This is a genomic window from Janthinobacterium rivuli (assembly GCF_009208735.1).
In the GTDB taxonomy this organism is placed as follows: domain Bacteria; phylum Pseudomonadota; class Gammaproteobacteria; order Burkholderiales; family Burkholderiaceae_D; genus Janthinobacterium.
Map to the genome: position 1 here is coordinate 1 of NZ_WFLJ01000002.1, position 25,412 is coordinate 25,412.

At 64.7% G+C, this 25,412-nt stretch carries 20 protein-coding genes; 15 read left to right on the plus strand and 5 right to left on the minus strand.

Annotated elements, in window-relative coordinates; translation table 11 throughout:
- The 5 genes from GCN78_RS02550 to GCN78_RS29215 form a co-directional block, all read left to right on the plus strand.
- The coding region (locus tag GCN78_RS02550; protein ID WP_152250295.1) for an efflux RND transporter periplasmic adaptor subunit at nt 1-871 on the plus strand (871 nt) is incomplete at its 5' end.
- 11 nt (nt 872-882) lie between these two features.
- Entirely contained in the window at nt 883-2,982 is a 2,100-nt protein-coding gene (locus tag GCN78_RS02555) for an HlyD family efflux transporter periplasmic adaptor subunit (RefSeq protein WP_193316586.1), read from the plus strand.
- 133 nt (nt 2,983-3,115) lie between these two features.
- Complete coding sequence (gene moaA, locus GCN78_RS02560; protein ID WP_152250296.1) at nt 3,116-4,237, plus strand: GTP 3',8-cyclase MoaA; 1,122 nt, start codon at nt 3,116-3,118, stop codon at nt 4,235-4,237.
- A gap of 62 nt (nt 4,238-4,299) precedes the next feature.
- A complete protein-coding gene (gene moeA / locus GCN78_RS02565) occupies nt 4,300-6,147 on the plus strand; it encodes a molybdopterin molybdotransferase MoeA (protein WP_226939427.1) in 1,848 nt (615 codons plus the stop codon).
- Between the two features lie 297 nt (nt 6,148-6,444).
- A complete protein-coding gene (locus GCN78_RS29215) occupies nt 6,445-7,350 on the plus strand; it encodes an MHFG family PEP-CTERM protein (RefSeq protein WP_193316587.1) in 906 nt (301 codons plus the stop codon).
- Here GCN78_RS29215 and GCN78_RS02580 read toward each other — a convergent pair.
- Both GCN78_RS02580 and GCN78_RS02585 read right to left on the minus strand, forming a co-directional pair.
- Nucleotides 7,347-8,732, minus strand: coding sequence for a DNA recombination protein RmuC (locus GCN78_RS02580; RefSeq protein WP_152250299.1), 1,386 nt, complete (start codon nt 8,730-8,732; stop codon nt 7,347-7,349). The two genes, GCN78_RS29215 and GCN78_RS02580, sit on opposite strands and share 4 nt — an antisense overlap.
- Nucleotides 8,733-8,737: 5 nt before the next feature.
- Complete coding sequence (locus tag GCN78_RS02585) at nt 8,738-9,133, minus strand: group II truncated hemoglobin (protein ID WP_034785429.1); 396 nt, start codon at nt 9,131-9,133, stop codon at nt 8,738-8,740.
- A gap of 132 nt (nt 9,134-9,265) precedes the next feature.
- On the opposite strand from GCN78_RS02585, the gene GCN78_RS02590 reads away from it, so the two are divergent.
- From GCN78_RS02590 to GCN78_RS02600, 3 genes are read left to right on the plus strand one after another with little or no spacing between them, the layout of a single operon-like run.
- Nucleotides 9,266-10,525, plus strand: coding sequence for an MFS transporter (locus tag GCN78_RS02590; RefSeq protein ID WP_152250300.1), 1,260 nt, complete (start codon nt 9,266-9,268; stop codon nt 10,523-10,525).
- A gap of 25 nt (nt 10,526-10,550) precedes the next feature.
- Entirely contained in the window at nt 10,551-10,898 is a 348-nt protein-coding gene (locus GCN78_RS02595) for a GIY-YIG nuclease family protein (RefSeq protein WP_152250301.1), read from the plus strand.
- A gap of 57 nt (nt 10,899-10,955) precedes the next feature.
- On the plus strand, nt 10,956-11,405 hold the full coding sequence (locus tag GCN78_RS02600) for a MarR family winged helix-turn-helix transcriptional regulator (RefSeq protein WP_152250302.1): 450 nt from the start codon (nt 10,956-10,958) through the stop codon (nt 11,403-11,405).
- A 4-nt stretch (nt 11,406-11,409) separates the two neighbouring features.
- On the opposite strand, the gene cqsA is transcribed toward GCN78_RS02600, so the two are convergent.
- A complete protein-coding gene (gene cqsA / locus GCN78_RS02605) occupies nt 11,410-12,657 on the minus strand; it encodes an alpha-hydroxyketone-type quorum-sensing autoinducer synthase (protein ID WP_152250303.1) in 1,248 nt (415 codons plus the stop codon).
- Between the two features lie 224 nt (nt 12,658-12,881).
- Here cqsA and GCN78_RS02610 point away from each other — a divergent pair, with 224 nt between their 5' ends.
- Both GCN78_RS02610 and GCN78_RS02615 read left to right on the plus strand, forming a co-directional pair.
- Nucleotides 12,882-14,108: a sensor histidine kinase gene (locus GCN78_RS02610; protein ID WP_226939428.1), complete on the plus strand. Its 1,227-nt coding sequence runs from the start codon at nt 12,882-12,884 to the stop codon at nt 14,106-14,108.
- Nucleotides 14,109-14,111: 3 nt separating this feature from the next.
- Entirely contained in the window at nt 14,112-15,119 is a 1,008-nt protein-coding gene (locus GCN78_RS02615; protein WP_152250305.1) for a response regulator, read from the plus strand.
- Here GCN78_RS02615 and GCN78_RS02620 read toward each other — a convergent pair.
- Both GCN78_RS02620 and GCN78_RS02625 read right to left on the minus strand, forming a co-directional pair.
- On the minus strand, nt 15,116-17,647 hold the full coding sequence (locus GCN78_RS02620; protein ID WP_152250306.1) for an ABC transporter permease: 2,532 nt from the start codon (nt 17,645-17,647) through the stop codon (nt 15,116-15,118). The two genes, GCN78_RS02615 and GCN78_RS02620, sit on opposite strands and share 4 nt — an antisense overlap.
- 21 nt (nt 17,648-17,668) lie before the next feature.
- Nucleotides 17,669-18,700, minus strand: coding sequence for an adenosine deaminase (locus GCN78_RS02625; RefSeq protein WP_152250307.1), 1,032 nt, complete (start codon nt 18,698-18,700; stop codon nt 17,669-17,671).
- On the opposite strand from GCN78_RS02625, the gene GCN78_RS02630 reads away from it, so the two are divergent.
- The 5 genes from GCN78_RS02630 to GCN78_RS02650 all read left to right on the plus strand — a co-directional run bounded on the left by GCN78_RS02630 (nt 18,699) and on the right by GCN78_RS02650 (nt 25,333).
- Entirely contained in the window at nt 18,699-18,944 is a 246-nt protein-coding gene (locus GCN78_RS02630) for a hypothetical protein (RefSeq protein ID WP_152250308.1), read from the plus strand. The genes GCN78_RS02625 and GCN78_RS02630 overlap by 2 nt on opposite strands.
- Nucleotides 18,945-19,271: 327 nt before the next feature.
- Nucleotides 19,272-21,194, plus strand: coding sequence for a PrkA family serine protein kinase (locus GCN78_RS02635; RefSeq protein ID WP_152250309.1), 1,923 nt, complete (start codon nt 19,272-19,274; stop codon nt 21,192-21,194).
- A 73-nt stretch (nt 21,195-21,267) separates the two neighbouring features.
- Complete coding sequence (locus tag GCN78_RS02640; protein ID WP_152250310.1) at nt 21,268-22,536, plus strand: YeaH/YhbH family protein; 1,269 nt, start codon at nt 21,268-21,270, stop codon at nt 22,534-22,536.
- Nucleotides 22,536-24,137, plus strand: a complete 1,602-nt coding sequence (locus GCN78_RS02645) for a SpoVR family protein (protein WP_152250311.1) — start codon at nt 22,536-22,538, stop codon at nt 24,135-24,137. Before GCN78_RS02640 ends, GCN78_RS02645 begins: the two co-directional genes overlap by 1 nt.
- A 539-nt stretch (nt 24,138-24,676) precedes the next feature.
- The gene (locus GCN78_RS02650; RefSeq protein ID WP_152250312.1) at nt 24,677-25,333 is read left to right on the plus strand and encodes an energy transducer TonB; all 657 of its coding nucleotides are present in this window, start codon (nt 24,677-24,679) and stop codon (nt 25,331-25,333) included.
- The last annotated feature ends 79 nt before the right edge of the window (nt 25,334-25,412 follow it).

Consider the following 25,412-nt stretch of genomic DNA (forward strand, 5'->3'; position numbering starts at 1 on the left):
CTGGTCGCCGGCCGCGCTGCCGGCGCGGCTGCGCCTGTGGTGGCAGGGCGATGGACAGGGCCAGCGCTGGCGCCGCCGGGTGGGCGCCGCGCTGGCGCTGCTGGCGGTGCTGCTGTTTCCCGTGCGCCTGACGGTGCTGGCGCCGGGCGAGCTGGTGGCGGCCAATCCGGCCACCATCCGCGCGCCGCTCGATGGCGTGATCGCCGAATTTTCCGTGCGCCCGAACCAGGCCGTGCGCGCCGGCCAGCCGCTGTTCTCGTTCGACCAGGCGCCCATCGGCAGCCGCCTCGACGTCGCGCGCGAAGGGCTGGCCACGGCGCAGGCCGAGTACCGGCAAACGGCGCAGATGATACTCAACGACCCCCGCGCCAAGACCCAGCTGGCCGCGCTGCTGGGCAAGATCGCCGAGAAGCAGGCGCAGGCGGCGTTCCTGGAGGGCCAGGCGCAGCGCTCGCGCGTGCTGGCGCCGCACGCCGGCATCGCCCTGTTCGACGACCCGTCGGAATGGATAGGCCGGCCCGTGCAGACGGGCGAACGCATCATGCAGGTGGCGGCCGCCGACGACGTGGAGATCGAGGCGTGGGTACCGATCGGCGACGCCATTCCGCTGGCCGAGCGGGCGCCGCTCAAGCTGTACCTGGCGGCCGCGCCGCTGACGCCGCTCGAAGCGAACGTGCGCTACATGAGCCACCGCGCCACCGCGCGCCCCGACGGCAGCTATGCCTACCGCGTGCGCGCCAAGCTGGACGGCGCCACCGGCCAGCGCATCGGCCTGAAGGGCACGGCCAAGCTGGGCGGCGACCGCGTGCCGCTGCTCTACTGGATACTGCGCCGGCCGCTGGCCAGCATCCGCCAGTTCATCGCCCTGTAGAACGGAACCGCATGCACGCCTTACCCTTGCTGCGCCAGGAGCTGTCCATCCATGCCGGACCGCGCCTGCCCGACGGCCAGCCCAGCTGGACCTTGCATGACCCCGTGCGCAACCTGTTCTTCCAGCTCGACTGGCCCAGCTTCGAGATGCTGCGCCGCTGGGAGAACAACGATGCCCAGGCCCTCATCGACGACATCAACGGCAGCACCACCTTGCAACTCGACGGCGGCGCCATCGAGCGCCTGCTCGAGTTCCTGCGCGAGCAGCAGCTGCTGCAGCCGCGCCGGGGTGCCGCGGCGGCGATGGCGGCCACGCGCCAGCGCCAGCGCGGCAGCTGGCAGCAGTGGCTGCTGCATAACTACCTGTTTTTCCGCATCCCCCTGGTGCACCCGGACCGCTGGCTGGACTGGCTCGCGCCGCGCCTCGGGTGGCTGTTTTCGCCCGCCTTCCGCTGGCTGACCCTGGCCGCCGGCCTGCTGGGCGTGGCCGGCGCCTACCGCGACTGGGAACGCTTTTCCGCCACCCTGCTCGACACGCTGAGCTGGCACGGCGCCCTGCTGTACGGCGCCGCCATCACCTTCGCCAAGGTCTGCCATGAACTGGGCCACGCGCTGACGGCCAAGCGCTACGGCTGCCGCGTGCCGACCATGGGCCTGGCCTTCCTGGTGATGTGGCCCGTGGCCTACACGGACACCAACGAAGTGTGGAAGCTGGCGCGCCGCGAGCAGCGCCTGGCCGTGGCGGGCGCCGGCATCATGACGGAACTGATGATCGCCGCCTGGGCCACGCTGGCCTGGACCTGGCTGCCCGATGGCGGCCCCAAGCAGGTCGCCTTCCTGCTCTCGACCACCACCTGGATCACCACCGTGGCCATCAATGCCAGCCCCTTCATGCGCTTTGACGGCTACTTCCTGCTGTCCGATTACCTGGGCCTGCCCAACCTGCACAGCCGCGCATTCGCGCTGGCCCGCTGGGACTTGCGCGAACGCCTGTTCGCGCTGAACGAGCCGGCGCCGGAATCGTTCCCGCCGCGCCGGCGCGCCGGCCTGATCCTGTTCGCTTGGGCCGTGTGGATCTACCGGCTGGTGCTGTTTCTCGGCATCGCCGCGCTCGTGTACCACTTCTTCATCAAGGCCGTCGGCATCCTGCTGTTCCTCGTCGAGATCTGCTGGTTTGTCGCGTTGCCGCTGTGGCGCGAACTGCAGGTGTGGCGCTCGCGCCGCGACGCCCTGCGGCACAGCCGCCGCGCCTGGCGCAGCGCCGGCCTGGCCGCGCTGCTGCCGCTGCTCCTGCTGCTGCCGTGGCCGGACCGGGTGCTGACCTCCGGCGTGCTGCAGCCGCAGGCGCGCCTGGCGCTGTACGCGCCCGCGCACGCGGCGCTCGAAGCGCTGCCCGTGGCCAATGGCCAGCACGTCGCCGCCGGCCAGCCCCTGCTGCGCCTGTCCTCGCCCGAACTGGCCCTGCGCGAAGGCGAGACGGGCGCGCGCCAGGACTTGCTGGCATGGCAATCGGCGGCTGCCGGCCTGGACGCCGCCAGCCGCAAGGACTGGCAAGTGCTGAACGACCAGCTGGCCTACGCCAGCGCCGAGCATGCGACGGTGGGCGCGGACTTGCGGCGCTACCGGCCGCTGGCGCCGTTCGCGGGCGTGCTGGTCGACGTCGATCCCGACCTGCGGCCCGGCGAATGGCTCAAGGGGCAGGAGTATCTGGGCTCGCTGGTGGGCGCCGGGCGCTGGCAGGTGGTGGCCTACGTCGACCAGGACGCCGTGCGGCGCATCGCGCGCGGCGACCGCGCCCTGTTCCTCGCCGACGGCCTGGCCGGCCCCGCGCTGCGCCTGACCGTGGCCAGCATCGACCGCGATGCCAGCCGCACGCTGAATGAACCGGAACTGGCGGCGCTGTTCGGCGGCGACGTGCTGGTGCGCGAAAAGAACGGCGTGCTGTATCCGGAACAGGCCGTGTACCGGGTGCTGCTCGATGCGGACGCCGAATTGCCGGCCACCAGCCCCGCCTGGCGCGGCAGGGTCGCCATCGCCGGGGAATGGGAAGCGCCGGCATGGCGCTTCCTGCGCGCGGCCGCGGGCGTGGCGCGCCGCGAAGCGGGTTTCTAGCGCCGCCACGCGGTCGGACGGACGGCCCTGGCGGCCGGCCGCCGACGACCGTGCGCCGATCGTGGTATGGTTAGCAAATCCGGCGGCCCTTGTCCGGCGCCGGAATTAAACAAACCGCAAGATTATTAGGCTCATGTCAGAAAAAATCATCATGATGGCGGAGCGGCGACGTGCCGCGCCAGCCATCCCGGCCTCCCTGGAAGCGCCGACAGGCCTGCTGAACGATCAACTGGGCCGGCCCCTGCACGACTTGCGCATCTCGATTACCGACCGCTGCAATTTCCGTTGCGTGTACTGCATGCCGAAGGACGTGTTCGACAAGAACCACGTGTATCTGCCGCACACGGATTTGCTGTCGTTCGAGGAAATCACGCGCGTGGCGCGCCTGTTCGTCGCGCACGGCGTGGAAAAGATCCGCCTGACGGGCGGCGAGCCGCTGCTGCGCAAGAATATCGAAAAGCTCATCGCCATGCTGGCCGAACTGCGCACGCCGTCGGGCCAGCCGCTGGACCTGACCCTGACGACCAATGGTTCCTTGCTCGCCAGAAAGGCGCAAGCGCTCAAGGATGCGGGCTTGAACCGCGTCACCGTGTCGCTCGATTCGCTCGACGACGCCACCTTCAAGCGCATGAACGATGTCGACTTCGCCGTGGCCGACGTGCTGCACGGCATCGACGCGGCGCATGCGGCGGGCCTGGGTCCCATCAAGATCAACATGGTCGTCAAGGCCGGCATGAACGAGCAGGAAATCGTGCCCATGGCGCGCCACTTCAAGGGCACGCCCTACATCCTGCGCTTCATCGAGTACATGGATGTGGGCGCCTCGAACGGCTGGAACTTGCAGGAAGTCATACCATCGGACGACGTCGTGCGGCGCATCGCCGCGCACATGCCCTTGCTGCCCATCGACCCGAACTACGCGGGCGAGACGGCGGCGCGCTGGCGTTATGCCGATGGCGGCGGCGAAATCGGCCTCATTTCCAGCGTCACGCAAGCGTTCTGCGGCGACTGCAGCCGTGCCCGCCTCTCGACCGAAGGCAAGCTGTACACCTGCCTGTTCGCCAGCAGCGGCCACGACTTGCGCAGCCTGCTGCGGGGCGGCCATAGCGACGCGGAAATCTCTTCGGCCGTGGCGCAGCTGTGGCGCGGCCGCGGCGACCGCTATTCGCAATTGCGCACCAGCCAGACGGATTTGACGGGCGGCGCGCTTGAGCACGGTAAAAAGAAAGTGGAAATGTCGTATATCGGCGGCTGAATCGGGCGCGGCGCACGCCCGCCGCTGCTACCATGGCGTATGCATCCACATTTTCGCCTCTCATGATCAACAAACACGACATTACCGGCCTGATCCTGGCCGGCGGCCTCGGCACGCGCATGGGCCAGCGCGACAAGGGCATGCTGCCCCTGCATGGCCAGCCCCTGGCGCGCCATGTGCTGCAGCGCCTGGCACCGCAAGTGGGCCAGCTGGCCCTCAGCGTCCACGCCGATGCCGGCGACTACGCCCGCTTCGGCCTGCCCGTGTGGCCGGACGCGCTGCCGGGCCAGCTCGGTCCGCTGGCAGGCTTGCATAGCGGCATGCATCACGCCAGCACGCCGTACCTGCTCACCGTGCCCTGCGATTCGCCCCTGCTGCCGCCCGACCTGGCCATGCGCCTGGCGGCCGGTTTGGCGCAGGACAATGCCGACCTGGCCATCGCCGTCACCGAGGAAGTCGATGCGGCGACGGGCGCGGCAGTGCGCCGCCCGCATCCCGTCTTTTGTCTCGTCAAGACCGCCGCCCTGTCCCAGCTCGATGCGTATCTGCGCAGCGGGGAGCGCCGCATGCGCACCTGGCACGGTCCCTTGAAACTGGCTGAAGTGCTGTTCGAGAACAATAGCGCATTCGGCAACATCAATACGCCGGACGAGCTGGCCGCCCTGCAGGCGCAGGGCTTGTCCGTGCCGATGGCGCAAGCCATCCTGGCCGACGCCGTCGCACCCGTGGCCGACATCGAGGCACTGCCGCTGCCGCAAGCGTTCGAGCGCATCCTGGCGGCCGACATCATCTCGCCCATCAGCGTGCCCGCGCACGACAATTCCGCCATGGATGGTTACGCGCTGCATGGAGCGGACCTGGGCGGCGACGCGCCCGTCACCCTGGCCGTGGTCGACACCATCCTGGCCGGCCGCCCCGGCACGGTCAGCGTGGGGCGCGGGCAATGCGCGCGCATCATGACGGGCGCCGTCATGCCGGACGGCTGCGACAGCGTGGTGCCGCAGGAACTGGTGCGGCAAGCCAGCGCCAGCAGCATCACGCTGGCGCCGGACTGCATCCGCCCCGGCGACAACCGCCGTTTCAAGGGCGAGGACTTGATGCAGGGCCAGCCTGCTCTGCTGCAGGGCAAGATACTCGGCCCGGCCGAACTGGGTCTGCTGGCCTCGCTGGGCATCGCCACGGTGCCCGTGCGGCGGCGCCTGCGCGTGGCCTTCTTTTCCACGGGCGACGAATTGCGCTCGCTCGGCGAGCCGCTGGCCGCCGGCTGCATCTACGACAGCAACCGCTACACCCTGCTGGGCATGCTGACACGCCTCGGCTGCGACGTGCTCGACATGGGCATCGTCAAGGACAATCCGCAGGCGCTGGAAACGGCCCTGCGCGGCGCCTGCGCCAAGGCCGACGTCATCGTCACCTCGGGCGGCGTGTCCAGCGGCGCGGCCGATTTTACGCGCGAGATCCTGGCGCGCCTCGGTGAAGTGGCCTTCTGGCAAATCAACATGCGCCCGGGCCGCCCCATGGCCTTTGGCCGGATTGCCAGCGAGGGCGACACGGCCTTGCTGCTGGGTTTGCCGGGCAACCCGGTGGCCGTGATGGCGGCGTTTTATTTCCTCGCCCGCCCGACCCTGCTGCGCCTGATGGGCGCCGATGCGGACACGTCCGCCCTGCCGTTGCTGCAGGTGGCGGCGCAGGCGCCGATGCGCAAGAAACGGGGCCGCACGGAATACCAGCGCGGCATCGTCGAGCGCGGCGCGGACGGACGCCAGCACGTGCGCGTGACGGGCGCGCAAGGCTCGGGCATCCTGCGCTCGATGACGCAAGCCAATTGCATGATCGTGCTGCACGAAGCGCAAGGCAACGTGGCGGCCGGCGACCTGGTCGACATCGTGCTGTTCCACGGACTGACCTGACGCGCCAGCGCCGGCCAGGCTGACCGCGCCGGCGGCGCCTCCTCCTCCTCCCCTGCCAAGACGGCCCGCCCTGCGCGGGCCGTTTGTATTGCCCCTTCGCAATCACATTGCCTGCGCGGCAACCGTCCCTCCTATCGAGATAAAAATATTAATTATTTCCATGAGTAAAAAATAAATAAACACAACACTAATTGTAATAATTTTATTTATTAGTTGATATTGAAGTTTCTTCGGTGATAACATCTGAGCTTAGACAAAAAGTTCAATTTTGATATTGTTTTCACGAGGAAACTTCCAATGAAACACCGTTCATGGATCGCGGGCGCCAGCGTGCTGGGAGCAGCTTGCCTGCTGGGCATGGCATCCCTGACGCCGCTGCCCGCCTACGCCAAGGGGGCCCCACGGGCCGACGTGCTGGAGAACTGCAGCTGGAACCGTCCCGGCGTCGACCCGTTCATGGGTGACGTGGTGGCGGCCGTGGACCGCTATACGGACATCGCGCCGCCGGTGCGCGAAGAATTGAAGCAGCGCATGCGCGCGCGCCAGTATGATGAAATCGTCGTGATCAGCCGCGACGCCATCCGCGGCAAGGGCGGCTACAACGCGCGCATCAGCGACATGCATTTCGGCCCGGGCCGGGTGTGCCGCAATGTCACGCGCGCGGGATGGAGCGAGCAGATGCAGGAACGGGGACTCGTGTATTGCGTGCAGGGCCAGTGCATCCTGGTGCCGACGATTTGCCGCAACGTCAGCCGCATCACGCAGGCGCCCGCGTCGGCGCCGCCGGCGGCAGGCGCTGCCGCTCCCGGTGGCGCCGCGCCTGTCGCCGCCGCACCGGCCGCCCCGGAAACGGCCGGCGCGCCCTTGATCGACAATCCCGACGCCTTGCGCGGCGGCTCGTTCACAGGCGGCGCCATGCCGCCCGCGGTGGCCAGCATTCCTTTCCTGCCCTTCGATTATGTGCGTACCGTCGGCAGCACCGGCTCCCCGGCCGGCATGGGCGGCGGGAGTGGCGGAGGAGGTGGTGGCTTGCCGCCCGGCCTGGCGGGCGGCGGCATCATCGTGCCGCCCAGCGTGATCCTGCCGACGCTGCCGCCGACCGACCTGTCCGTCCTGCCGGCCGTGCCGGAACCCGACACCTGGGCCATGCTGCTGGCGGGACTGGCGCTATGTGCCTGCGCCACGCTGCGCCGCCGGCGCTAGTCGCCGTCCGCCTCGGCGGATAATCCCGCGTCCGCCTTACCCAGCAGCAAGGCGGCCGCCTCGCCCGGCAAGGCTTCCACGGATTTCAATTTGCGCGCCATCTGCCGGCTGCGCACTTCCGCGCTTTCGATATTTTTCGCCGCCTTTTCCAGGGTCAGCCGGGTTTGCGACAGCACGTCGCCGAACTTGCCGAATTCCGTCTTCACGGCGCCCAGCACTTGCCACACTTCCGACGAGCGCTTTTCCAGCGCCAGGGTGCGGAAACCCATCTGCAGGCTGTTGAGCAAGGCCGTCAGAGTGGAAGGCCCGGCGATGCTGACCCGGTGCACGCGCTGCAATTCGTCGGCCAGCCCCGGGCGGCGCAGCACTTCCGCATACAAGCCTTCCGTGGGCAGGAAGAGGATGGCAAAGTCGGTGGTCTGCGGCGGCGCCAGGTATTTTTCGGCGATGGTTTTCGCTTCGCCCCGCACGGCCCGCTCCAGCTCGCGGCCGGCCAGGGCCACGCCGTCGGCATCGGCCCGCTCGGCCGCCTCGACCAGGCGCTCGTACTGTTCCTTGGGGAATTTCGCGTCGATCGGCATCCACACGGGTGGCCCGCCGTCTAGCATGCCCGGCAACTTCAGGGCGAACTCCACGCGCGCGCCGCTGCCCGGCACGGTCTCCACGTTCTTCGCATACTGGTCGACAGTGAGTACCTGCTCCAGCAGCATTTCCAGCTGCACCTCGCCCCAGGTGCCACGCGTCTTGACGTTGGTGAGCACCCGCTTCAGGTCACCCACGCCCAGCGCCAGCTGCTGCATTTCACCGAGGCCCTGATGGACTTTTTCCAGCCGCTCCGACACTTGCTGGAACGAGGCGTTCAAACGCGTCTCCAGCGTCGCGTGCAGCTTTTCATCGACCGTCTTGCGCATCTCTTCCAGGCGCGCACCATTGTCGGCCTGCAAGTCGCGGATCTTGTTTTCCAGGGTGGCGCGCACTTCCAGCATGCGCTGCGCATTCGATTCCGTCAGCTGCGCCAGGGTCTGGTTGGTGCTGTCGGCAAAGCGCGCCAGGCTTTGCGCCTGTTCCTCGCGCCCGACTTTCCCCTGCGCCTGCATCTGCGTGCGCAGGCTGTCGAGCTGCTGCAAGGTCGCCGCCTGGAATTGCGCCAGGCTGGTGGCCAGGTCCTGGCGCGCCGCCTGCGCCGACGCCTGCAGCTGCAGCCGCACTTCGCGCTCGACCCGGTCGATGCGTTCCAGGCTTTGCTGCTGGTGCTGCTGCACCAGGGCCAGGGTGGTGGCGCCATCGCCGGCCGCGCCGCGCGGGCGCAGCAAGATCAATAGCAACAGGACGATGGCGACGATGGCGGCGCCCAGCAGGCTGTAGAACTCGATTGGGCTCATGGGTGTCAGTCAGGTTTGTTGCGCATCCAGTCGGCCGTCTGATAGAACGATTCCATCAGGCGCACGCGCAAGGATTCTTCGATGCCCGTGTCTTCCATGGCCCAGGCCATGGCGCGCAGCCACTGGTCGCGCTCGCTCGTGCCTATGGCGTAAGGCAAGTGGCGCGCGCGCAGGCGCGGGTGGCCGAATTTCTCGATATACAAGTCCGGCCCGCCCATCCAGCCCGTCAGGAAGAAATACAGCTTGTCGCGCGAACCGTCCGTCGAAGGCGGATGCATGACGCGGATGCCGGCGAACTCGGCTTCGAGTTCCATCAAGTCATAAAAACGGTCGACCATTTCGCGCAGCACAGGGGCGCCGCCGATGGTCTCGTACAGGGTGGGGGCAGTGGTATCAGTCATGGCCGCCATAATAGCGCAAGCGCCGGCGGCCCATGCGGCGCCAGCTGCCGCTGCCGCCATAAAAAGCAATATACTTGACCACTCAAGCTTTTATCAACTACTATGCAATCTTTAAACACGGACAGATCAACCATGCCCACCACCGCAGAATCCCCTTTGCTACGCAATACCAACTTCCGCTGGCTGCTGGGCGGCGGCCTCGTGTCGATGCTGGGCGACCAGTTCAGCATGCTGGCCCTGCCCTGGCTGGTGCTCAGCCTGACGGGCGATAGCCTCAGCCTGGGCATCGCCATGGCCCTGATGGGCGCCCCGCGTGCCGTGCTGATCTTGCTGGGCGGCACCGTCGCCGACCGCCATTCGCCACGGCGCGTGCTGCTGCTGAGCAAATTGGCCAATGCCGCCATCCTGCTGGCGCTGGCCGCGCTGCTGTTGCTGGAGCAGGCCAGCCTGCCGCTGGCCTATGCGGCCGCGCTGGCGCTGGGCATCGCTTCCGCCTTTGGCATTCCCGCAGGCACGGCCATCCTGCCGCAGGCCGTGCCGCCGCAAACGCTGCAGACGGCCAACAGCCTGCAGATGGGCGCGCGCCAGCTGTCCCTGCTGGCCGGCCCCCTGCTGGCGGCGCTCGTGCTGGGCGCCCACGCTGGCACCGGGCACACCGGCATGGCGGCGCTGGCCGCCGCCTTTGCCATCGATGCGCTGACGTTCCTGTTCTCGGCCTGGACCTTGCGGCAAGTCAGCCTGCGGCCACCGGCCGCGGCCGCCACCGCGCAGGGCATGTGGCGCGACCTGGCGGCGGGGCTGGCCATGGTGTGGCGCGACCTTCCCCTGCGCAACTGCTATGCGTACTGGGCGGTGGTCGCGTTCTTCGTCATGGGGCCGCTGCAAGTGGCCTTGCCCGTGCTGGCCAGCGAGCGCCTGCATGGCGCCTCCGCGCTGGGTTTGCTGATGGGCGCGCATGGCGCCGGCACCCTGGCCGGCATGCTGGCGGCCAGCCTGGGCGGCGCCTGGCTGCGCCGCCGCTTCGGCGCCACCCTGCTGCTGGTCGACGCGGTCGTCGGCCTGCTGCTGATGGCGCTGGGGCAAATCAGCACGGCCTGGCAAGGCGCGGCCCTGCTGGCCGTCACGGGCATGCTGGGCGGCTACTTGCAGGTGGCCATCTTTACGTGGATACAGCGGCGCGTGGCGCCCGCCATGCTGGGACGGGCGATGGCCCTGTTCATGGGCATCTTCCTGGGACTGGCCCCGCTGTCGGCGGCCGCCACGGGCGCGCTGCTGCGCCACCTGAGCGTGGGCGAGCTGTTCTGCGGCGGCGGCGCCCTGCTGCTGGCGGCCGCGATGGCCGCGGCACTCTTCACCGCCATCCCGCGCATCGGCGGAGCGGAAACGATTTGAAGCAACAAGATAGGAGCAATGAAACATGGACAAGACACGACAGGCAACATTGAAAGCACACTACCGGCAACAGCCGCCGCCGCTGGGCATCATCGCCGTGCGGCACCTGCCCAGCGGGCGCACCTTGTTCGAATGCAGCCGCAACGCGCCCGGCATGCTGAACCGGCACCGCTTCGAGCTGAACCTGGGCAAGCACCGCAATGCGGCGCTGCAGGCGGACTGGCGGCGCGATGGCGCGGCGGCTTTTTCCTGCGCCGTCATCGACACCGTCAGGCTGCCCGACGACCCCGCCTTCGATGCGGATGCCGAACTGGATGCCCTGCTGGCGCTGCACCGCGCGCAGTGGCTGGAACAGGGGCAGCCGCTGTATTGAGCGCCATTGCTTTACACTTGCGCACTCAAGCATTTCGCAGCGAATACAATGGAAGCCATGAACGATCACCCCCCCCTGTCGCTGGACGGCGACGGCGCGCTCGACTTTTGCCTGCGCCTGGCGCGCGCCCAGGCCCTCATCGTGCGCCGCTTCGATAGCGCCCTGGGCAATGTGCATGGCCTGAGCTTCAGCGACTATCAATTGCTGTATCAGCTGCAGCGCGCACCCGGTGCGCGCCTGCGCCGCATCGACCTGGCCGAGCGCCTGGCGTTGACGGCCTCCGGCGTCACGCGCTCCCTGATGCCGCTGGAAAAGATTGGCCTGGTGGCGCGCCAGGCCGATGCGCGCGACGCGCGCGTCGGCTATGCCGTGCTGACGGCCGCCGGCCAGGAATTACTGGGACATGCGAACGCCACCGCGCAGGCGGTGGGCCGCGAGTTGCTGCAGGACGCGCCGGCCGAGCAGCTGGGCGCGCTGTCCACCCTCCTGGGCCGGCTGGCCGGCTGACCACCTACACCAGCGCCAGCCTGCGCAGGCGCCGCGTCGACGACCACTGTTCCATGCCCGTTTCGGCGCGGATGGCGGCGCAGCCGGCCAGCACCCGTTCGACGGCCGCCCCGTCGAGTCCCGCATTGAGGGTCAGGCGCACGAGGGCGCGGTTCTTCGCCGTGGCCGGGGCGCAAAACATGGCGCCGTAGATGCCTTGCCGTTCCAGCGCCTGGCGCAGGGCCAGGGTGGCCGGTTCGGCGCCCGCCTCCAGCGCCACGATCTGCTCCGTGCCATCGCTGACGTTGTAGCCCAGCTCGCGCAAGCCTTCGCGCACCTGCAGCGTGTGGCGTTGCAGGGTGGCGCGCCGCCCGTCGGCGGCCATGATGAAATCGAGCGCCGCGCCCAGCCATGCCAGCTCGTGCGCCAGCAGGCAGGAACTGAAGATGGCGGGGCGCGATTCTGACAAAAAATACCCCTTGAAGCGGCTGGAACAGCTGATGAAACCGGCGCGTCCCGCGAAGGCCTTGGCCAGCGACGCCGTGCGGAAATGCACGCGGTGGCCCAGTCCCCACGCTTCCACCAGGCCCGCGCCCCGGGGGCCATGCGTGCCCAGCGAGTGCGACTCGTCAACCACCACCACGCAGTCGCTGCGCTCGGCGATATCGAGCAGTTCCAGCAAGGGCGCCAGGCTGCCGTTGGTGCTGTACAGGGCGTCGACGACGATCACGCCGCGGCCGTGCTTTTCCACCTGCCGCCGCAAATGCGTCATGTCGTTGTGCAGGAAGGGGACGGCCTGGGCCTGCGCCGACAGCACGCCTTCCCACAGCGAGGCGTGGGCCTGCATGTCGAGGTAGACGGGGATGCCGGGGCCGGCGATACACTGGATCAGCCCCACGTTGGCCGCCATGCCGGACTGCGCCAGGATGCCATCCTCGCAGCCCATGAAGCGGGCCAGCCGGCTTTCCAGCCGGTGCTGTTCGCTGCCTTCCTGCAAGTACACGGCCGACATCAGCATGCCGCCCGCGTTCGCCTGCAGGGACGCCACCTGGGCCGCCACCAGCGCCGGCTCGGCGGCGATGGACAGGTAGTCATTGCCCGCCAAGAAAATGGCATGGGCGGGGGTCGGTTGCCAGGCATGGGGATGCTGGCCGCCCAGCAATTTTTCGATGCGCGTGATGTGATGCGCATCCATGCGCCGCACGATGTAGTCCGGCAGGCAGTGTTCGGCACGGACGAAGGATGGGGAGTGCAAGCTGTTGGCGATGGTCATGATTTTTCTCCTAGGGAAAGGTTTGTTGCAAATTAAAACCTTGACCGTGTCGCCAACCCATCCATTGACGTATATCAATGTCCGGCGAGATAACCGTTCAACCAGGAAAATTTACGCGATGATAATGTTCTGAAGAGGATCAAGGCAGAGTCATGACGCAGCAATGGCAAGGACGATGGACACACTGGCGCAGGCGCCTGCTCCATTCGCTGCTGCATGAGCGCATGCCCCATGAGAACCTGGCAGGCAGGGTCGCCATGCTGGCCGTCGTGGGCACGGTGGCGATGCCGCTGTACTACCTGCTGTGGCATAATTTTTTTCCGCAAGCCTATGAAAACCTGACCCTGCGCCTGACGGGCGTGGGCATCTGCGTGGCGGGCCTGTTCGCGCGCCGCTTCTCGGCCCGCTGGCTGTCGCGCTACCTGCTGTTCGCGCTCAGCTACATCCTGCCCTTCTTCTTTACCTTCATGTTTCTGATGAACCACGCCTCGTCCATCTGGAGCGAATCGCTGCTGATCGGCCTGGTCGTGCTGTTTCACTTCGAAACGAAACTGGCTTGCCGCGCCTACCTGATCGGCACCAGCGCCGCCTGCCTGGCCGTCATCCTGCAGGGAGAAGGCGGCTTCCTGCTGCAACGTGAAGTGCTGCAGCAACTGCCCGTGCACTGGTTCACCATTGCCGCGCTGTCCGTGGTGAAAGTGGGCAGCAAGGTGCTGGAACGGGAGCGGCTGGCGGGCTTGGCGGCAGGGCTCGGTTCCGTGGCGCACGAGCTGCGCACGCCGCTGACCAGCGTGGAAGCCAATGTGCGGGGCATGCGCCGGCTGCTGCCGCAACTGTCCGGCCAGGCGGACGACCTGCCGCCGTTGCAGGAAGCCTTGTCGCGCATCCAGTTCGAAGTGCGCCACATGCAGCACATGATCGATTTGTTCCTGATGAGCGCCAGCGCCGTCAACCGCAACCTCCAGCCCAGCCAGACGCTGTCGATGCTGGCGATGGTGACGTCCGTGCTCAAGCGCTATCCATTTACCGGCAACAGCCAGCGCAGCAGCGTCAAGGTGGACGTGCGCGCCGACTTCCAGTTCGCCGGCCAGGACGAGCTGTGCGTGGTGATCCTGCTGAACCTGCTGAGAAACGCGCTGAAAGCCATCCAGCGGGCCGGCAAGGGCCGCGTGCGCATCATCATCGACGGCGCCCGCGCCGAGCCCAGGCTGCTGTTCATCGACACGGGCTGCGGCATCGCGAAAAACCGCCTGCCGCTGATCTTCGAGCGTTTTTATTCCTATCCCGTGCACAACGGCAGCGGCATCGGCCTGGCCCTGTGCCGGCAGATCGTCACCGCCTGGCAGGCGCGCATCCGCTGCGTGTCGCGCGAGCATGCGTATGCGATTTTCATCCTGGAGTTTCCCCAGCCCGTGCCTGCCCGCTTCCCACCCTCTTCCCCCGCAAGGTGACGCATGCAACTGCCCGTCTATACCCATCCGACCCTGACCGTATTGATCGATGACAGCGACTCCTTCCTGAAAAGCCTGGCGTTCCAGCTCGATCCCGCTCTGGCGCGCCAGACCTTCCACGACACGAGCAGCGCGCTGCACTGGCTGCGCCACAGCACCCAGCTGGGCGAGACGCCGCTGCACGTCAATTTCGACACGCAAAACCTGCCGCCCGACCAGTGCAACGTGGCGCTCGACCTCGAACGCATCTGGCGCATCAGCGGCCAGGCGCAGCGCTTTGCCGTGCCTTCCGTGCTGGTGGTCGACTATTCGATGCCGCAGATGAATGGCCTGGAATTCTGCCAGGCCGTGCGTGACTTGCCGTGCAAGAAGATTTTATTTACGGGCGCGGCCGATGAAAAAGTGGCCGTGACGGCCTTCAACCGGGGCTTGATCGACCGCTACATCAAGAAGAGCGACGACGATGCGCTCGATATCCTGGAACAGGAAGTCCACGCCCTGCAACGCGAATTTTTCCTGCAGCAGTCGGACACGGTGCGCGACTTGCTGTTGCTGCACGACTATCGTTTCCTGCAAGACGAAGCCATGGCCGCCGTCGTGCACGCGTTGTGCCGGCGCCATGGCTTCGTCGAGTTCTATATCTTCCCGAATCCCTGCGGCATCCTGTTTTTCACGCGCGACGGCCAGGCCCGCCTGATGATCATCGAGACGGAACGCAGCCTGCACACGCAGTACGAAATGGCGCGCGACAGCGACGCGCCCGCGTCCTTGCTGCTGGCCTTGCTGGAAATGCGCGTGATCCCGTATTTTTCCGATGCCGGCAGCGACGGCATGTATGCGGCGCACATCGGCGAAAACTGGTTCCGCTACTGCGCCGCGCCGACCATCTGCCACGGGCGAGAAACCTACTTCTGGGCCCTGTTCGACGTGCCGCCGCACCAGCTGGACCAGCCGGTCGTGTCCTACGCGCAATTTTTACGCGCGCAGGCGGACGACAGCGTGGGTGCCTAGCTTTCCCGCAAGGTTTGCAGCGGCGGATGTTTCAAGACATTGCGCAAGCCCAGCCAGCCGCCGGCGATCGCGCACAGGGCGCCGGCCAGCAAGCCAAAAGCCCACACGCCCGGCGCGAAGCTCCAGGCGAACTTGAACTGGTACGTGGCCAGGGCCCAGCCCATGGCCGCCGCGCCCGATGCCGCCAGCAAGCCGGCCAGCGCGCCGACGAGCGAAAACTCGATCAGCTGCGCCTGCGCCAGCTGGCGCCGCGTGGCGCCCAGCGCGCGCAGCAGGCCCGCTTCGCGCGTGCGCTCGTCCTGCGAGCCCATCAGCGCCGCATACAGCACCAGCAAGCCCGAGGCCAGGGTAAAGGCGAAGAGGAATTCGACGGCCGTCACCACCTGGTCCAGCACGCCCTGGATCTGTTTCAGCACGCCGCCCACGTCGACCACCGTCAGGTTCGGATAGTCGCGCAGCAAGGCATTGCCCAGGTCCGCCTGCGCCGGCGGCAGGTGAAACGCCGTGATCCACGTCTGCGGCGTGTCCGCCATGGCGGCCGGGTTGATGATGACAAAGAAATTGACGCGCATCGAGCCCCATTCCAGCTTGCGCAAGCTGGTAATCGCCGCTTCGACGGGCTGGCCGGCGATGTCGAAGCGCAGCTTGTCGCCCAGTTTCAGTTTCAAGGTCTTGGCGATGCCCTCTTCCACCGACGCCTCGGCCGGCGCGCCCGGCGCATTGCCGAACCACTTGCCGGCCACGAGCTTGTTTTCTTCCTGCATGGTGGCCATCGTCGACAGGTTGAATTCGCGGTCGGCCAGGCCCTTGGCGCGGTCATCCTCGTAGGTGCTTTCCGTGATGGCCTTGCCGTTCACGGCCACCAGGCGCCCGCGTATCATCGGATACAAAGGCGCATTGGCCACGCCGGCCTGCGCCAGGCGCGCGGCGATCGGGTCTTTCTGTTCCGGCAGGATATTGATCATGAAGCGGTTCGGCGCGTCCGGCGGCGTGGCGTTGCGCCAGGCCACCATCAGGTCGCCGCGCACCACCGTCAGCAGCAGCAAGGCCATCAGGCCCAGCGCCAGCGACACCACCTGGATGACGGTGGCGCCCGGACGGCGCTGCAGGGAGGTGACGGCGAAGCGCCAGCCCTGGTGATTGAAGGCGCCGCGCAGGCTTTTCAGCGAGCGGATGCCCAGCCAGCCGGCCAGGGCAAACAGGGCGAATCCGCCGAGGAAGCCGGCCGCCGTCAGCAGGGCCAGTTTCACGTCGCCCGCCTGCCACAAGAGCAGCACGACGAAGGCGGCGATGCCCAGGCCGTAGGTCGCCACGGCCAGCGCCTGCGGCGGCTCCTGCTCGCGGCGGATCACGCGGTTGTGCGGCACGTTGCGCAACTGCAAAATCGGCGGCAGGGCAAAGCCCAGCAGCAACAGCATGCCGGTGGCCACGCCCTGCAGGGCGGGCAGCATGGACACGGGCGGCAAGTCGCTCTGCACCAGCTTGCCCAGCAGCTCCAGCAACACCAGATGGCCGCCGAAGCCCACCGCCACGCCGACCACGCTGCCGGCCAGGCCGACGAGCAGGAATTCGATCACGTACATGGCCGTGACCTGGTTTTGCGTCAGTCCCAGGCAGCGCAGCATGGCGCAGGCATCGAGGTGGCGCAGCATGAAGCGGCGCGCCGCCATGGCCACGGCGACGGCGGCCAGCATGGCCGACAGCAAGCCGACGAGGGACAGGAAACGGTCGGCGCGGTCCAGGGTCGATTGCATCTGCGGGCTGCCCGATTCCAGCGACTCGATGCGCACGCCCTTGATCGCCTGCGTCTTGATCTGGCTTTCCAGCCAGGCTTGATATTGCGCAAGCTCGCCCGCCTTGGCGGGCGGCGCCGACAGCAGCAGGCGGTACGACACGCGCGAACCGTTCTGCACCAGCGCCGTGGCGGCCAGGTCGCCCAAGGGCAGCATCACGCGCGGGGCGAAGTTGAGGAAGGAGGCGCCGCGGTCCGGCTCGCTGGCGATCAATTGCGTGACGGTAAATGCCTTGTCGCCCAGGGTCAGCGTGTCGCCCAGCTTCGCGTTCAGGCTGGACAGAATGGCCGCATCGACCCACACGGTGCCGGGCGCCGGCACCTGGTCCGTTGGCCGTCCCACGGCATCCTGCGCCTCGCTGGTGCTGGTCGTGATTTTCAGCCTGCCCCGCTGCGGGTAGCCGGGCGAGACGGCCTTGATCGACGCCAGCTGCGAGGTCGACTGCTCGCCCGCGCCCGCCTGCGCCATGCTGGGAAACGTCACCGTGTCGGCCAGGATGAAGCCGCGCTTCTGCGCTTCCGCGCGCCAGGCCCCATTGACGGGCTGGTCGGCGCTGATGACGAGGTCGGCCCCCAGCAGCTGGTGCGCGTCGCGGTTCAGGCCCGCGCGCAGGCGGTCGACGAAGAAGCCGACGGCCGACAGGGCCGCCACGGCGACGATCAGCGCGACGAGCAGGAAACGCAGTTGCCCGGCGCGCCAGTCGCGGCCGGTCATTTTCAGGGAGAGGCGGAGCATGGGCGGCGGGTCTTTATAGAGTTACTGCGCGCTGCCGTGGGCTGCGGCGTGCTGCGCGAAATACGCGTCGACGGTGGCGAGAAACGCCTCTTTTTGCGCCTGCGGCAGGAAGGCGGCGATGAAACCGTTGCGCGCCAGGCGTTGCGCGTGGGATAGGCCCAGCGGCAAGGCGTCGAAGATGGCGTCGAAATTGTCGTTCATGTAGCCGCCGAAATACGCGGGATCATCCGAGTTCACCGTCACCAGCAAGCCCGCGTCGAGCAGTTGCACCAGATTATGGTCGTGCATCTGGTCGAACACGCGCAGCTTGGTGTTCGACAGGGGGCAGACGGTCAGGGCGATCTGTTCGCGCGCCAGGCGCGCCGTCAGTTCCGCGTCTTCCAGGCAGCGCACGCCATGGTCGATGCGTTCGACGCGCAAGTCGTCGAGCGCCGTGCGGATGTAGGCCGGCGGACCTTCCTCGCCCGCGTGGGCCACCAGGTGCAGGCCCAGTTCGCGGCAGCGGGCAAACACGCGCGAGAATTTTTCGGGCGGGTTGCCCACTTCCGAGGAATCGAGGCCGATGCCGATGAATTTGTCGCGGTGCGGCAAGGCGTCTTCCAGGGTCTCGAACGCCTCTTTCTCGCTCAGGTGGCGCAGGAAGCACAGGATCAGGCTCGCGCTGACGGGGCTGTCCTGGCAGGCGCGATGGATGCCGTTGATCACGTCGGCCATGGGCACGCCGCGCGCCGTGTGCGTTTGCGGGTCGAAGAAGATTTCCGTGTGCAGCACGTTATCGGCTTCGGCGCGGCGCAGATAGGCTTGCGTCATGTCATAGAAATCCTGCTCTTTCAAGAGCACGCTTGCGCCGGCGTAATAAATGTCGAGAAAAGACTGTAAATCCGTAAAAGCATAGGCGCTGCGCAAGTGTTCCACCGATTCATAGCCCAGCGGCACGCCATTGCGCTCCGCCAGTGCGAAAATCAGTTCTGGTTCCAGCGAGCCTTCGATATGGATATGCAGCTCGGCCTTCGGCATGCCGCGGACGATCGCGCGCAATTGGGAGTTCATCATGGGTGTTCCTTATAGGGTGACGATAAAAATGCTGGCCCGCGTGCGCGCGGCGCGCGGGGCCATCAGACATGCAGGCATCTTAGCGCAAGATGGCCGGCCTCACCGGCGCCAGGCCGCCGCGGCGCCGGCGACGGCAGCGCCACGGCCGGCACCGGCACGCGCTGACGAATTGTCGTATGATGATTTAAAAGGTACAAAAAGGTTCATTGAAATCGATGGAAATTTTGATGATTTATCCAATTAAATCAACAATTTACAAACAAGTATTAAGGATATGCCGACATATCTTTTGACTTCCTGATCCTTTAGAGCAATAATAAATTTCATGGGGTAAAGGTTGGTGCAACAAGCGCTATCAACAGTGAAAAAAAGCCGGCTGGCCACGTCAGCACACGGCATCAAGCGCCAGTTTTTTGGTCCGGGCAATCCGGACTCGCAAAGACAGCCGGGCTTGAAACAACAATAAAAATCGATACGGGGTACAGAAAAAGTTCAAGCGGCAAGCCCAGGCGAGTGCCAGGCGGGCGGCCATGGTGACTGGCAGTACAGGTTTACATTAAAGGACATTGACATGACCATTTTTGATAACTATGCAGCACGCTACGAGCGCACCCGCGAAGAGGAAATGTCGCTCTCCGAATACCTGGCCCTGTGCAAGAAGGACAAGCTGACGTACGCCAGCGCGCCCGAACGCATGCTGGCCGCCATCGGCGAGCCGCAGCTGGTCGACACGCGCAACGACACGCGCTTGTCGCGCATCTTCGCCAACAAGATCATCAAGATCTATCCCGCCTTCCGCGAGTTCTACGGCACCGAGGAAGTCATCGAGCAAGTCGTCTCGTATTTCCGCCACGCGGCGCAAGGCCTGGAAGAACGCAAGCAGATCCTGTATCTGCTGGGCCCCGTCGGCGGCGGCAAGTCGTCGATCGCGGAAAAACTCAAGTCGCTGATGGAACACGTGCCCTTCTATTGCCTGAAAGGCTCGCCAGTCAACGAGTCTCCGCTGGGCCTGTTCAACGAGGAAGAGGATGGCACCATCCTGGAAGAGGACTACGGCATCCCGCGCCGCTACCTGCGCAACATCCCCAGCCCGTGGGCCGTGAAACGCCTGCATGAATACAATGGCGATATCAACCAGTTCCGCGTCGTCAAGCGCTACCCGTCCGTGCTGAAACAGATCGCCATCTCGAAAACGGAGCCGGGCGATGAAAACAACCAGGATATTTCCTCGCTGGTGGGCAAGGTCGACATCCGCAAGCTGGAAGACTATGCGCAGGACGACCCGGACGCCTACAGCTATTCGGGCGGCCTGTGCCTGGCCAACCAGGGCTTGATGGAGTTCGTGGAAATGTTCAAGGCCCCCATCAAGGTGCTGCACCCCTTGCTGACGGCCACGCAGGAAGGCAATTACAAGGGCACGGAAGGCTTCGGCGCGATACCGTTCGACGGCATCATCCTGGCCCACTCGAACGAGTCGGAATGGAAGACCTTCAAGAACAACCGCAACAACGAGGCATTTCTTGACCGTATCTATATCGTCAAGGTGCCGTACTGCCTGCGCGTGTCCGATGAAATCAAGATCTACGACAAGCTGGTGGCCAATTCCTCGCTGGTCAAGGCGCCGTGCGCGCCCGGCACCCTGCGCATGATGGCGCAGTTCGCCATCCTGTCGCGCCTGAAAGACCCGGAAAACTCCAGCATCTTCTCGAAGATGCTCGTCTACGATGGCGAAAACCTCAAGGATACGGACCCGAAAGCCAAGTCGATGCACGAATACGTCGATTACGCGGGCGTGGACGAGGGCATGAACGGTCTGTCGACCCGCTTTGCCTTCAAGATCCTGTCAAAAGTGTTCAACTTTGACAATTCCGAAGTGGCCGCCAATCCCGTGCACTTATTATATGTACTGGAACAGCAGGTCGAGCGCGAGCAGTTCGCGCCGGAACTCGAGCAGCGCTACTTCTCCTATATTAAAGAGCACCTGGCGCAGCGCTATGTGGAATTCATCGGCAAGGAGATCCAGACGGCGTATCTGGAAAGCTATTCGGAATACGGCCAGAACATTTTCGACCGCTACGTGACGTTTGCCGATTTCTGGATACAGGACCAGGAATACCGCGATCCGGACACGGGCGAAAGCTTCGATCGCGAATCGCTGAACAATGAGCTGGAAAAGATCGAGAAACCGGCGGGCATTTCCAATCCGAAGGATTTCCGCAACGAAATCGTCAACTTCGGCTTGCGCGCGCGGGCCTCGAACGGCGGCAAGAATCCCGCCTGGACCAGTTATGAAAAGTTCCGCACCGTGATCGAAAAGAAAATGTTCTCGAATACGGAGGAATTGCTGCCCGTGATTTCCTTCAATGCCAAGGCCAGCGCCGACGATGCCAACAAGCACGCCGACTTCGTGGCCCGCATGGTGGAAAAAGGCTATACGGCCAAGCAGGTACGCCTGTTATGCGAATGGTACTTGCGCGTACGCAAGTCGTCATAGCGCGGACAGCGGAGGCGCGCTCCCGCCCGGCAACATGCGGGGGCGCGCAGGACGAGAAGCAAGGAGGCACCCTTTGACATACCTCATCGACAGGCGCTTGCAAAGCAAGAATAAATCCGCCGTCAACCGCGAGCGTTTCCTGCGGCGTTACAAGGGCCAGATCAAGGATGCGGTGGGGCGCGCCATCAAGGGGCGCTCGATCACGGACGTCGAGAATGGCGAAAAGGTCAGCATCCCCGTCAAGGACGTGGGCGAACCGTCGTTCGGTCACGCGCATGGCGGCATCTGGGAAGTGGTCAATCCCGGCAACAAGGAATACCTGAAAGGCGACCAGATCGCCCGGCCGAAAGGCGGCGGTGGCGGCGGGCGGGGCAAGGCGGGCAATAGCGACGAGACGACGGAAGACGACTTCATCTTCGAATTGTCGCGCGAAGAATTCATGAATTATTTCTTCGAAGACTTGGAATTGCCGCACATGGTGAAAACCCAGCTGACGGCCACCACGGAATTCAAGAACCAGCGCGCCGGCTACAATATGTCGGGCACGCCCTCGAACATCCACGTGCTGCGCTCCCTGCGCGGCGCGCTGGGACGGCGCATCGCCGTCGGCGGCGGCGCCCGCAGGCAGCTGGCGCAGGCCGAGGAAGACCTGGCGACCCTGCTGCACGAAGGCGCGCCCGACAGCGACCCGCTGGTGGTCGAACTGCGCCGCCTGATCCACCACCTGCACACGCGCCTGCTGGCGATACCCTTCATCGACCCGTTCGACTTGCGCTACAGCAACCGCATCAAGGTGCCCAAGCCGATGACGCAAGCCGTCATGTTCTGCATCATGGACGTGTCCGGCTCCATGGACGAGTCGCGCAAGGACACGGCCAAGCGCTTCTTCATCCTGTTATATCTGTTCCTCAAGCGCGTCTACGACAAGATCGAGGTGGTCTTCATCCGCCACCATACGGCGGCGGCCGAGGTGGACGAGCATGAATTCTTCAATTCGCGCGAGTCGGGCGGCACCGTCGTGTCGTCCGCCCTGCACTTGCTCAACACCATCATCGACGAGCGCTATGGCGCCGGGCAATGGAACAGCTATGTGGCGCAGGCGTCCGACGGCGACAACTGGGACAACGATTCCGTGCTGTGCCGCCAGTTGCTTATTAATACCATCATGCCCAAGGTGCAGTACTACACCTATGTCGAGATCACCGACGGCCCGCAGCAAAACCTGTGGGAGCAATACGCGGGCGTGCTCGACCATCACGCCCATTTCGCCATGCAAAAGATCGTCACGCCGGCCGATATCTACCCCGTGTTCCGCGAACTGTTCAAGAAACAGGTGAAATGATGAGTGCAGCCTTTGACCGCGCCAGCAACACCCCGGGCGAACCGTTCGTGCGCCTGCGCCACCCGAACGCCCTGCCCGAGCAGTCGGAATGGACGTTCGAGCTGATCGAGCAAATCCACGAGGAAATCCGCCGCGTGGCGAAGCAGTTCGGCCTCGACACCTATCCGAACCAGCTGGAAATCATCACGGCCGAACAGATGATGGATGCCTACACTTCGGTCGGCATGCCCGTCTCCTACAACCACTGGTCGTTCGGCAAGCATTTTCTGTCCACCGAGAAAAGCTACAAGCGGGGTCAGATGGGCCTGGCCTACGAGATCGTCATCAACTCGAACCCGTGCATCGCCTATTTAATGGAGGAAAACAGCCTGACCATGCAATCGCTGGTGATCGCGCATGCGGCCTACGGCCACAACTCCTTCTTCAAGGGCAATTACCTGTTCCGCGCCTGGACGGATGCGGACGCCATCATCGACTATATGGTATTTGCCAAGAATTACATCGCCGAATGCGAGCAGCGCCATGGCGTCGATGCCGTGGAATTGCTGCTCGACTCGTGCCACGCCATCCAGAACTATGGCGTGGACCGCTACAAGCGCCCGGCGAAACTGTCGATGGCGAAGGAATATGCGCGCCAGAAAGAGCGCGAAGCCTATGTGCAGTCGCAGATCAACCAGCTGTGGCGCACCCTGCCCCGGCGCGACGAAGACGAGGAAGAGGACGACCAGCGCAAGGCCGCCCCCCGCTTTCCGCCCGAACCCGAGGAAAACCTGCTGTACTTTATAGAGAAGTACGCGCCGCTGCTGGAACCGTGGCAGCGCGAGATGGTGCGCATCGTGCGCAAGATTTCCCAGTACTTCTATCCGCAGCGGCAAACCCAGGTCATGAACGAGGGCTGGGCCACCTTCTGGCACTACACGATATTGAACCAGCTCTACGATGAAGGCGTGGTGGGCGACGGCTTCATGATGGAATTTCTCAAAAGCCATACCAACGTCGTCTACCAGCCGCCCATCGACAGCCCCTATTACAGCGGCATCAACCCGTATGCGCTGGGTTTTGCCATGATGAGCGATATCCGCCGCATCTGCGAGCACCCGACGGATGAAGACCGCGCCTGGTTCCCCGACATGGCCGGCAGCGACTGGCGCAAGAGCCTGGACTTCGCCATGCGCAATTTCAAGGATGAAAGCTTCATCGCCCAGTATCTGTCGCCGCGGCTGATCCGCGAATTCCATTTCTTTGCCGTGCTCGACGACGACAAGAATGAAAAGCTGGCCGTGTCCGCCATCCACGACGACGCCGGCTACCGCTACGTGCGCCAGCAGTTGGCCGAGCAGTACAACCTGGGCAACCGCGAGCCGAACATCCAGGTGTGGTCCGTCAACACGCGCGACGACCGGGCACTGACCTTGCGCCATACGCAATTCCAGCGCCGCCCGCTGAACCAGCAGGCGGCCGAGGTGCTCAAGCATGTGGCGCGGCTGTGGGGCTTCGATGTGCACCTCGATACGGTCGATCCGCAGGGGGTGGTCCTGGGCACCTTGAATTGCCGGCGCGAGAAGCGCAACCGGCGCGACGACCCGGCCGCCAAGCCATGAAATGATTTATTGATAATAATCAATAGCAAGAATATAAGCGCTTCCTATGCCTATATAGGAATTCCGTATGGCCTGACGGCGTCGAAACGGCCTCCGGAAGGGCTTTTTTTGACCTGGGTGAAGTGTGTTGCGCACCCGTTTGGTGCGCGCGGCGGGCTAAGTGGTCTGGTTCCGAGCCAAAACATTTCCCAAAAGAAAGATTTTTCTCCAAATTTAGCAGTTTCCATATTGGATATCACGAAATATAATTCCGCCATATAGGCACATCGGAGAACTTAGCAGCGGTCGCCCAAAACGGCTGTAAAAAACCGATAAGACCGCCTTTTTTTATGTCCGAAAGCGTGCAAAGATGACATAAGCAAGTACGTTTTCAGGGCGCAAAAGCGCCAAAAATTTAACCGGTTTTAGGCGTTAAAAATCTGTGTAAAATAAAGAATTCGTATGTATAATTCGGCGACGTCCCGGATACGGCTGGAGCTTTGTGTCGTCATTTTGGGGTTCAGTTGCAAGACAAGAGATGGTATTTGGAGAAAGCAGGCATGAATTTTTCGAACGAGAAAAGTCCCAAGAACTACACAGGCATAACCGTCGTTGTCCTGCTGCACGTTCTCGCGGCTTACGGGATCGCGACGGGCTTGGGCAAGCGGTTGGTCACCAAAATGATGGAACCGGTTGAAACCAAGATTATCGAGGAAGTCAAACCGCCTCCACCGAAGGATCTTCCACCGCCACCACCGCCGCCAGAAATGAAAGCGCCACCACCGCCATTCATTCCGCCAGTCGAGGTGAACGTGCAGCAGCCGCCACCACAGCAGAACGTGATCGCAAATACGACTGCCGTGAAGCCAGCTACGAATGTATTGGCACCGCCATCGCCGCCTGCACAGCCTGCGCCAACTCCTGGACCAGCCAAATCGGTGCGTACACCGGCCGTGGTTGACTTCAGTGTCTGCGAAAAACCGGCTTATCCAAAGTCGTCGCAGCGCAATGAGGAAACCGGTGTGGTGACACTGTCGTTCCTGATCGGTGTAGACGGCAAGGTCGCTGATTCGAAGATCGTGAAGTCCAGCGGCTTCAGAGACCTGGACAAAGCCGCGGTGCAAGGTATCAGCCGCTGTACATTCAAGCCGGCAACAGTTGACGGCAAGCCGGAACAAGGCTGGCAGCAAATGCAATACGTTTGGTCGCTGGATTAAAACCCGAGACAGTTATCCCCTGTCTCACACTATGATTTCGTTGTCATTACGTTCAGCGATCTGTTATTTTTAATTTTGG

What these genes read in the sequence shown, in the direction of transcription:
- GCN78_RS02615 (WP_152250305.1), top strand. Translation starts at nt 14,112, where the DNA reads ATGCAACTGCCCGTCTATACCCATCCGACCCTGACCGTATTGATCGAT.
- GCN78_RS02555 (WP_193316586.1), top strand. Translation starts at nt 883, where the DNA reads ATGCACGCCTTACCCTTGCTGCGCCAGGAGCTGTCCATCCATGCCGGA.
- GCN78_RS02590 (WP_152250300.1), top strand. Translation starts at nt 9,266, where the DNA reads ATGCCCACCACCGCAGAATCCCCTTTGCTACGCAATACCAACTTCCGC.
- GCN78_RS02610 (WP_226939428.1), top strand. Translation starts at nt 12,882, where the DNA reads ATGCCCCATGAGAACCTGGCAGGCAGGGTCGCCATGCTGGCCGTCGTG.
- GCN78_RS02595 (WP_152250301.1), top strand. Translation starts at nt 10,551, where the DNA reads ATGGACAAGACACGACAGGCAACATTGAAAGCACACTACCGGCAACAG.
- GCN78_RS02630 (WP_152250308.1), top strand. Translation starts at nt 18,699, where the DNA reads ATGGGTGTTCCTTATAGGGTGACGATAAAAATGCTGGCCCGCGTGCGC.
- GCN78_RS29215 (WP_193316587.1), top strand. Translation starts at nt 6,445, where the DNA reads ATGAAACACCGTTCATGGATCGCGGGCGCCAGCGTGCTGGGAGCAGCT.
- GCN78_RS02580 (WP_152250299.1), bottom strand. Translation starts at nt 8,732, where the DNA reads ATGAGCCCAATCGAGTTCTACAGCCTGCTGGGCGCCGCCATCGTCGCC.
- moaA (WP_152250296.1), top strand. Translation starts at nt 3,116, where the DNA reads ATGTCAGAAAAAATCATCATGATGGCGGAGCGGCGACGTGCCGCGCCA.
- GCN78_RS02585 (WP_034785429.1), bottom strand. Translation starts at nt 9,133, where the DNA reads ATGACTGATACCACTGCCCCCACCCTGTACGAGACCATCGGCGGCGCC.
- GCN78_RS02620 (WP_152250306.1), bottom strand. Translation starts at nt 17,647, where the DNA reads ATGCTCCGCCTCTCCCTGAAAATGACCGGCCGCGACTGGCGCGCCGGG.
- GCN78_RS02645 (WP_152250311.1), top strand. Translation starts at nt 22,536, where the DNA reads ATGAGTGCAGCCTTTGACCGCGCCAGCAACACCCCGGGCGAACCGTTC.
- GCN78_RS02600 (WP_152250302.1), top strand. Translation starts at nt 10,956, where the DNA reads ATGAACGATCACCCCCCCCTGTCGCTGGACGGCGACGGCGCGCTCGAC.
- GCN78_RS02625 (WP_152250307.1), bottom strand. Translation starts at nt 18,700, where the DNA reads ATGATGAACTCCCAATTGCGCGCGATCGTCCGCGGCATGCCGAAGGCC.
- GCN78_RS02635 (WP_152250309.1), top strand. Translation starts at nt 19,272, where the DNA reads ATGACCATTTTTGATAACTATGCAGCACGCTACGAGCGCACCCGCGAA.
- GCN78_RS02650 (WP_152250312.1), top strand. Translation starts at nt 24,677, where the DNA reads ATGAATTTTTCGAACGAGAAAAGTCCCAAGAACTACACAGGCATAACC.
- moeA (WP_226939427.1), top strand. Translation starts at nt 4,300, where the DNA reads ATGATCAACAAACACGACATTACCGGCCTGATCCTGGCCGGCGGCCTC.
- cqsA (WP_152250303.1), bottom strand. Translation starts at nt 12,657, where the DNA reads ATGACCATCGCCAACAGCTTGCACTCCCCATCCTTCGTCCGTGCCGAA.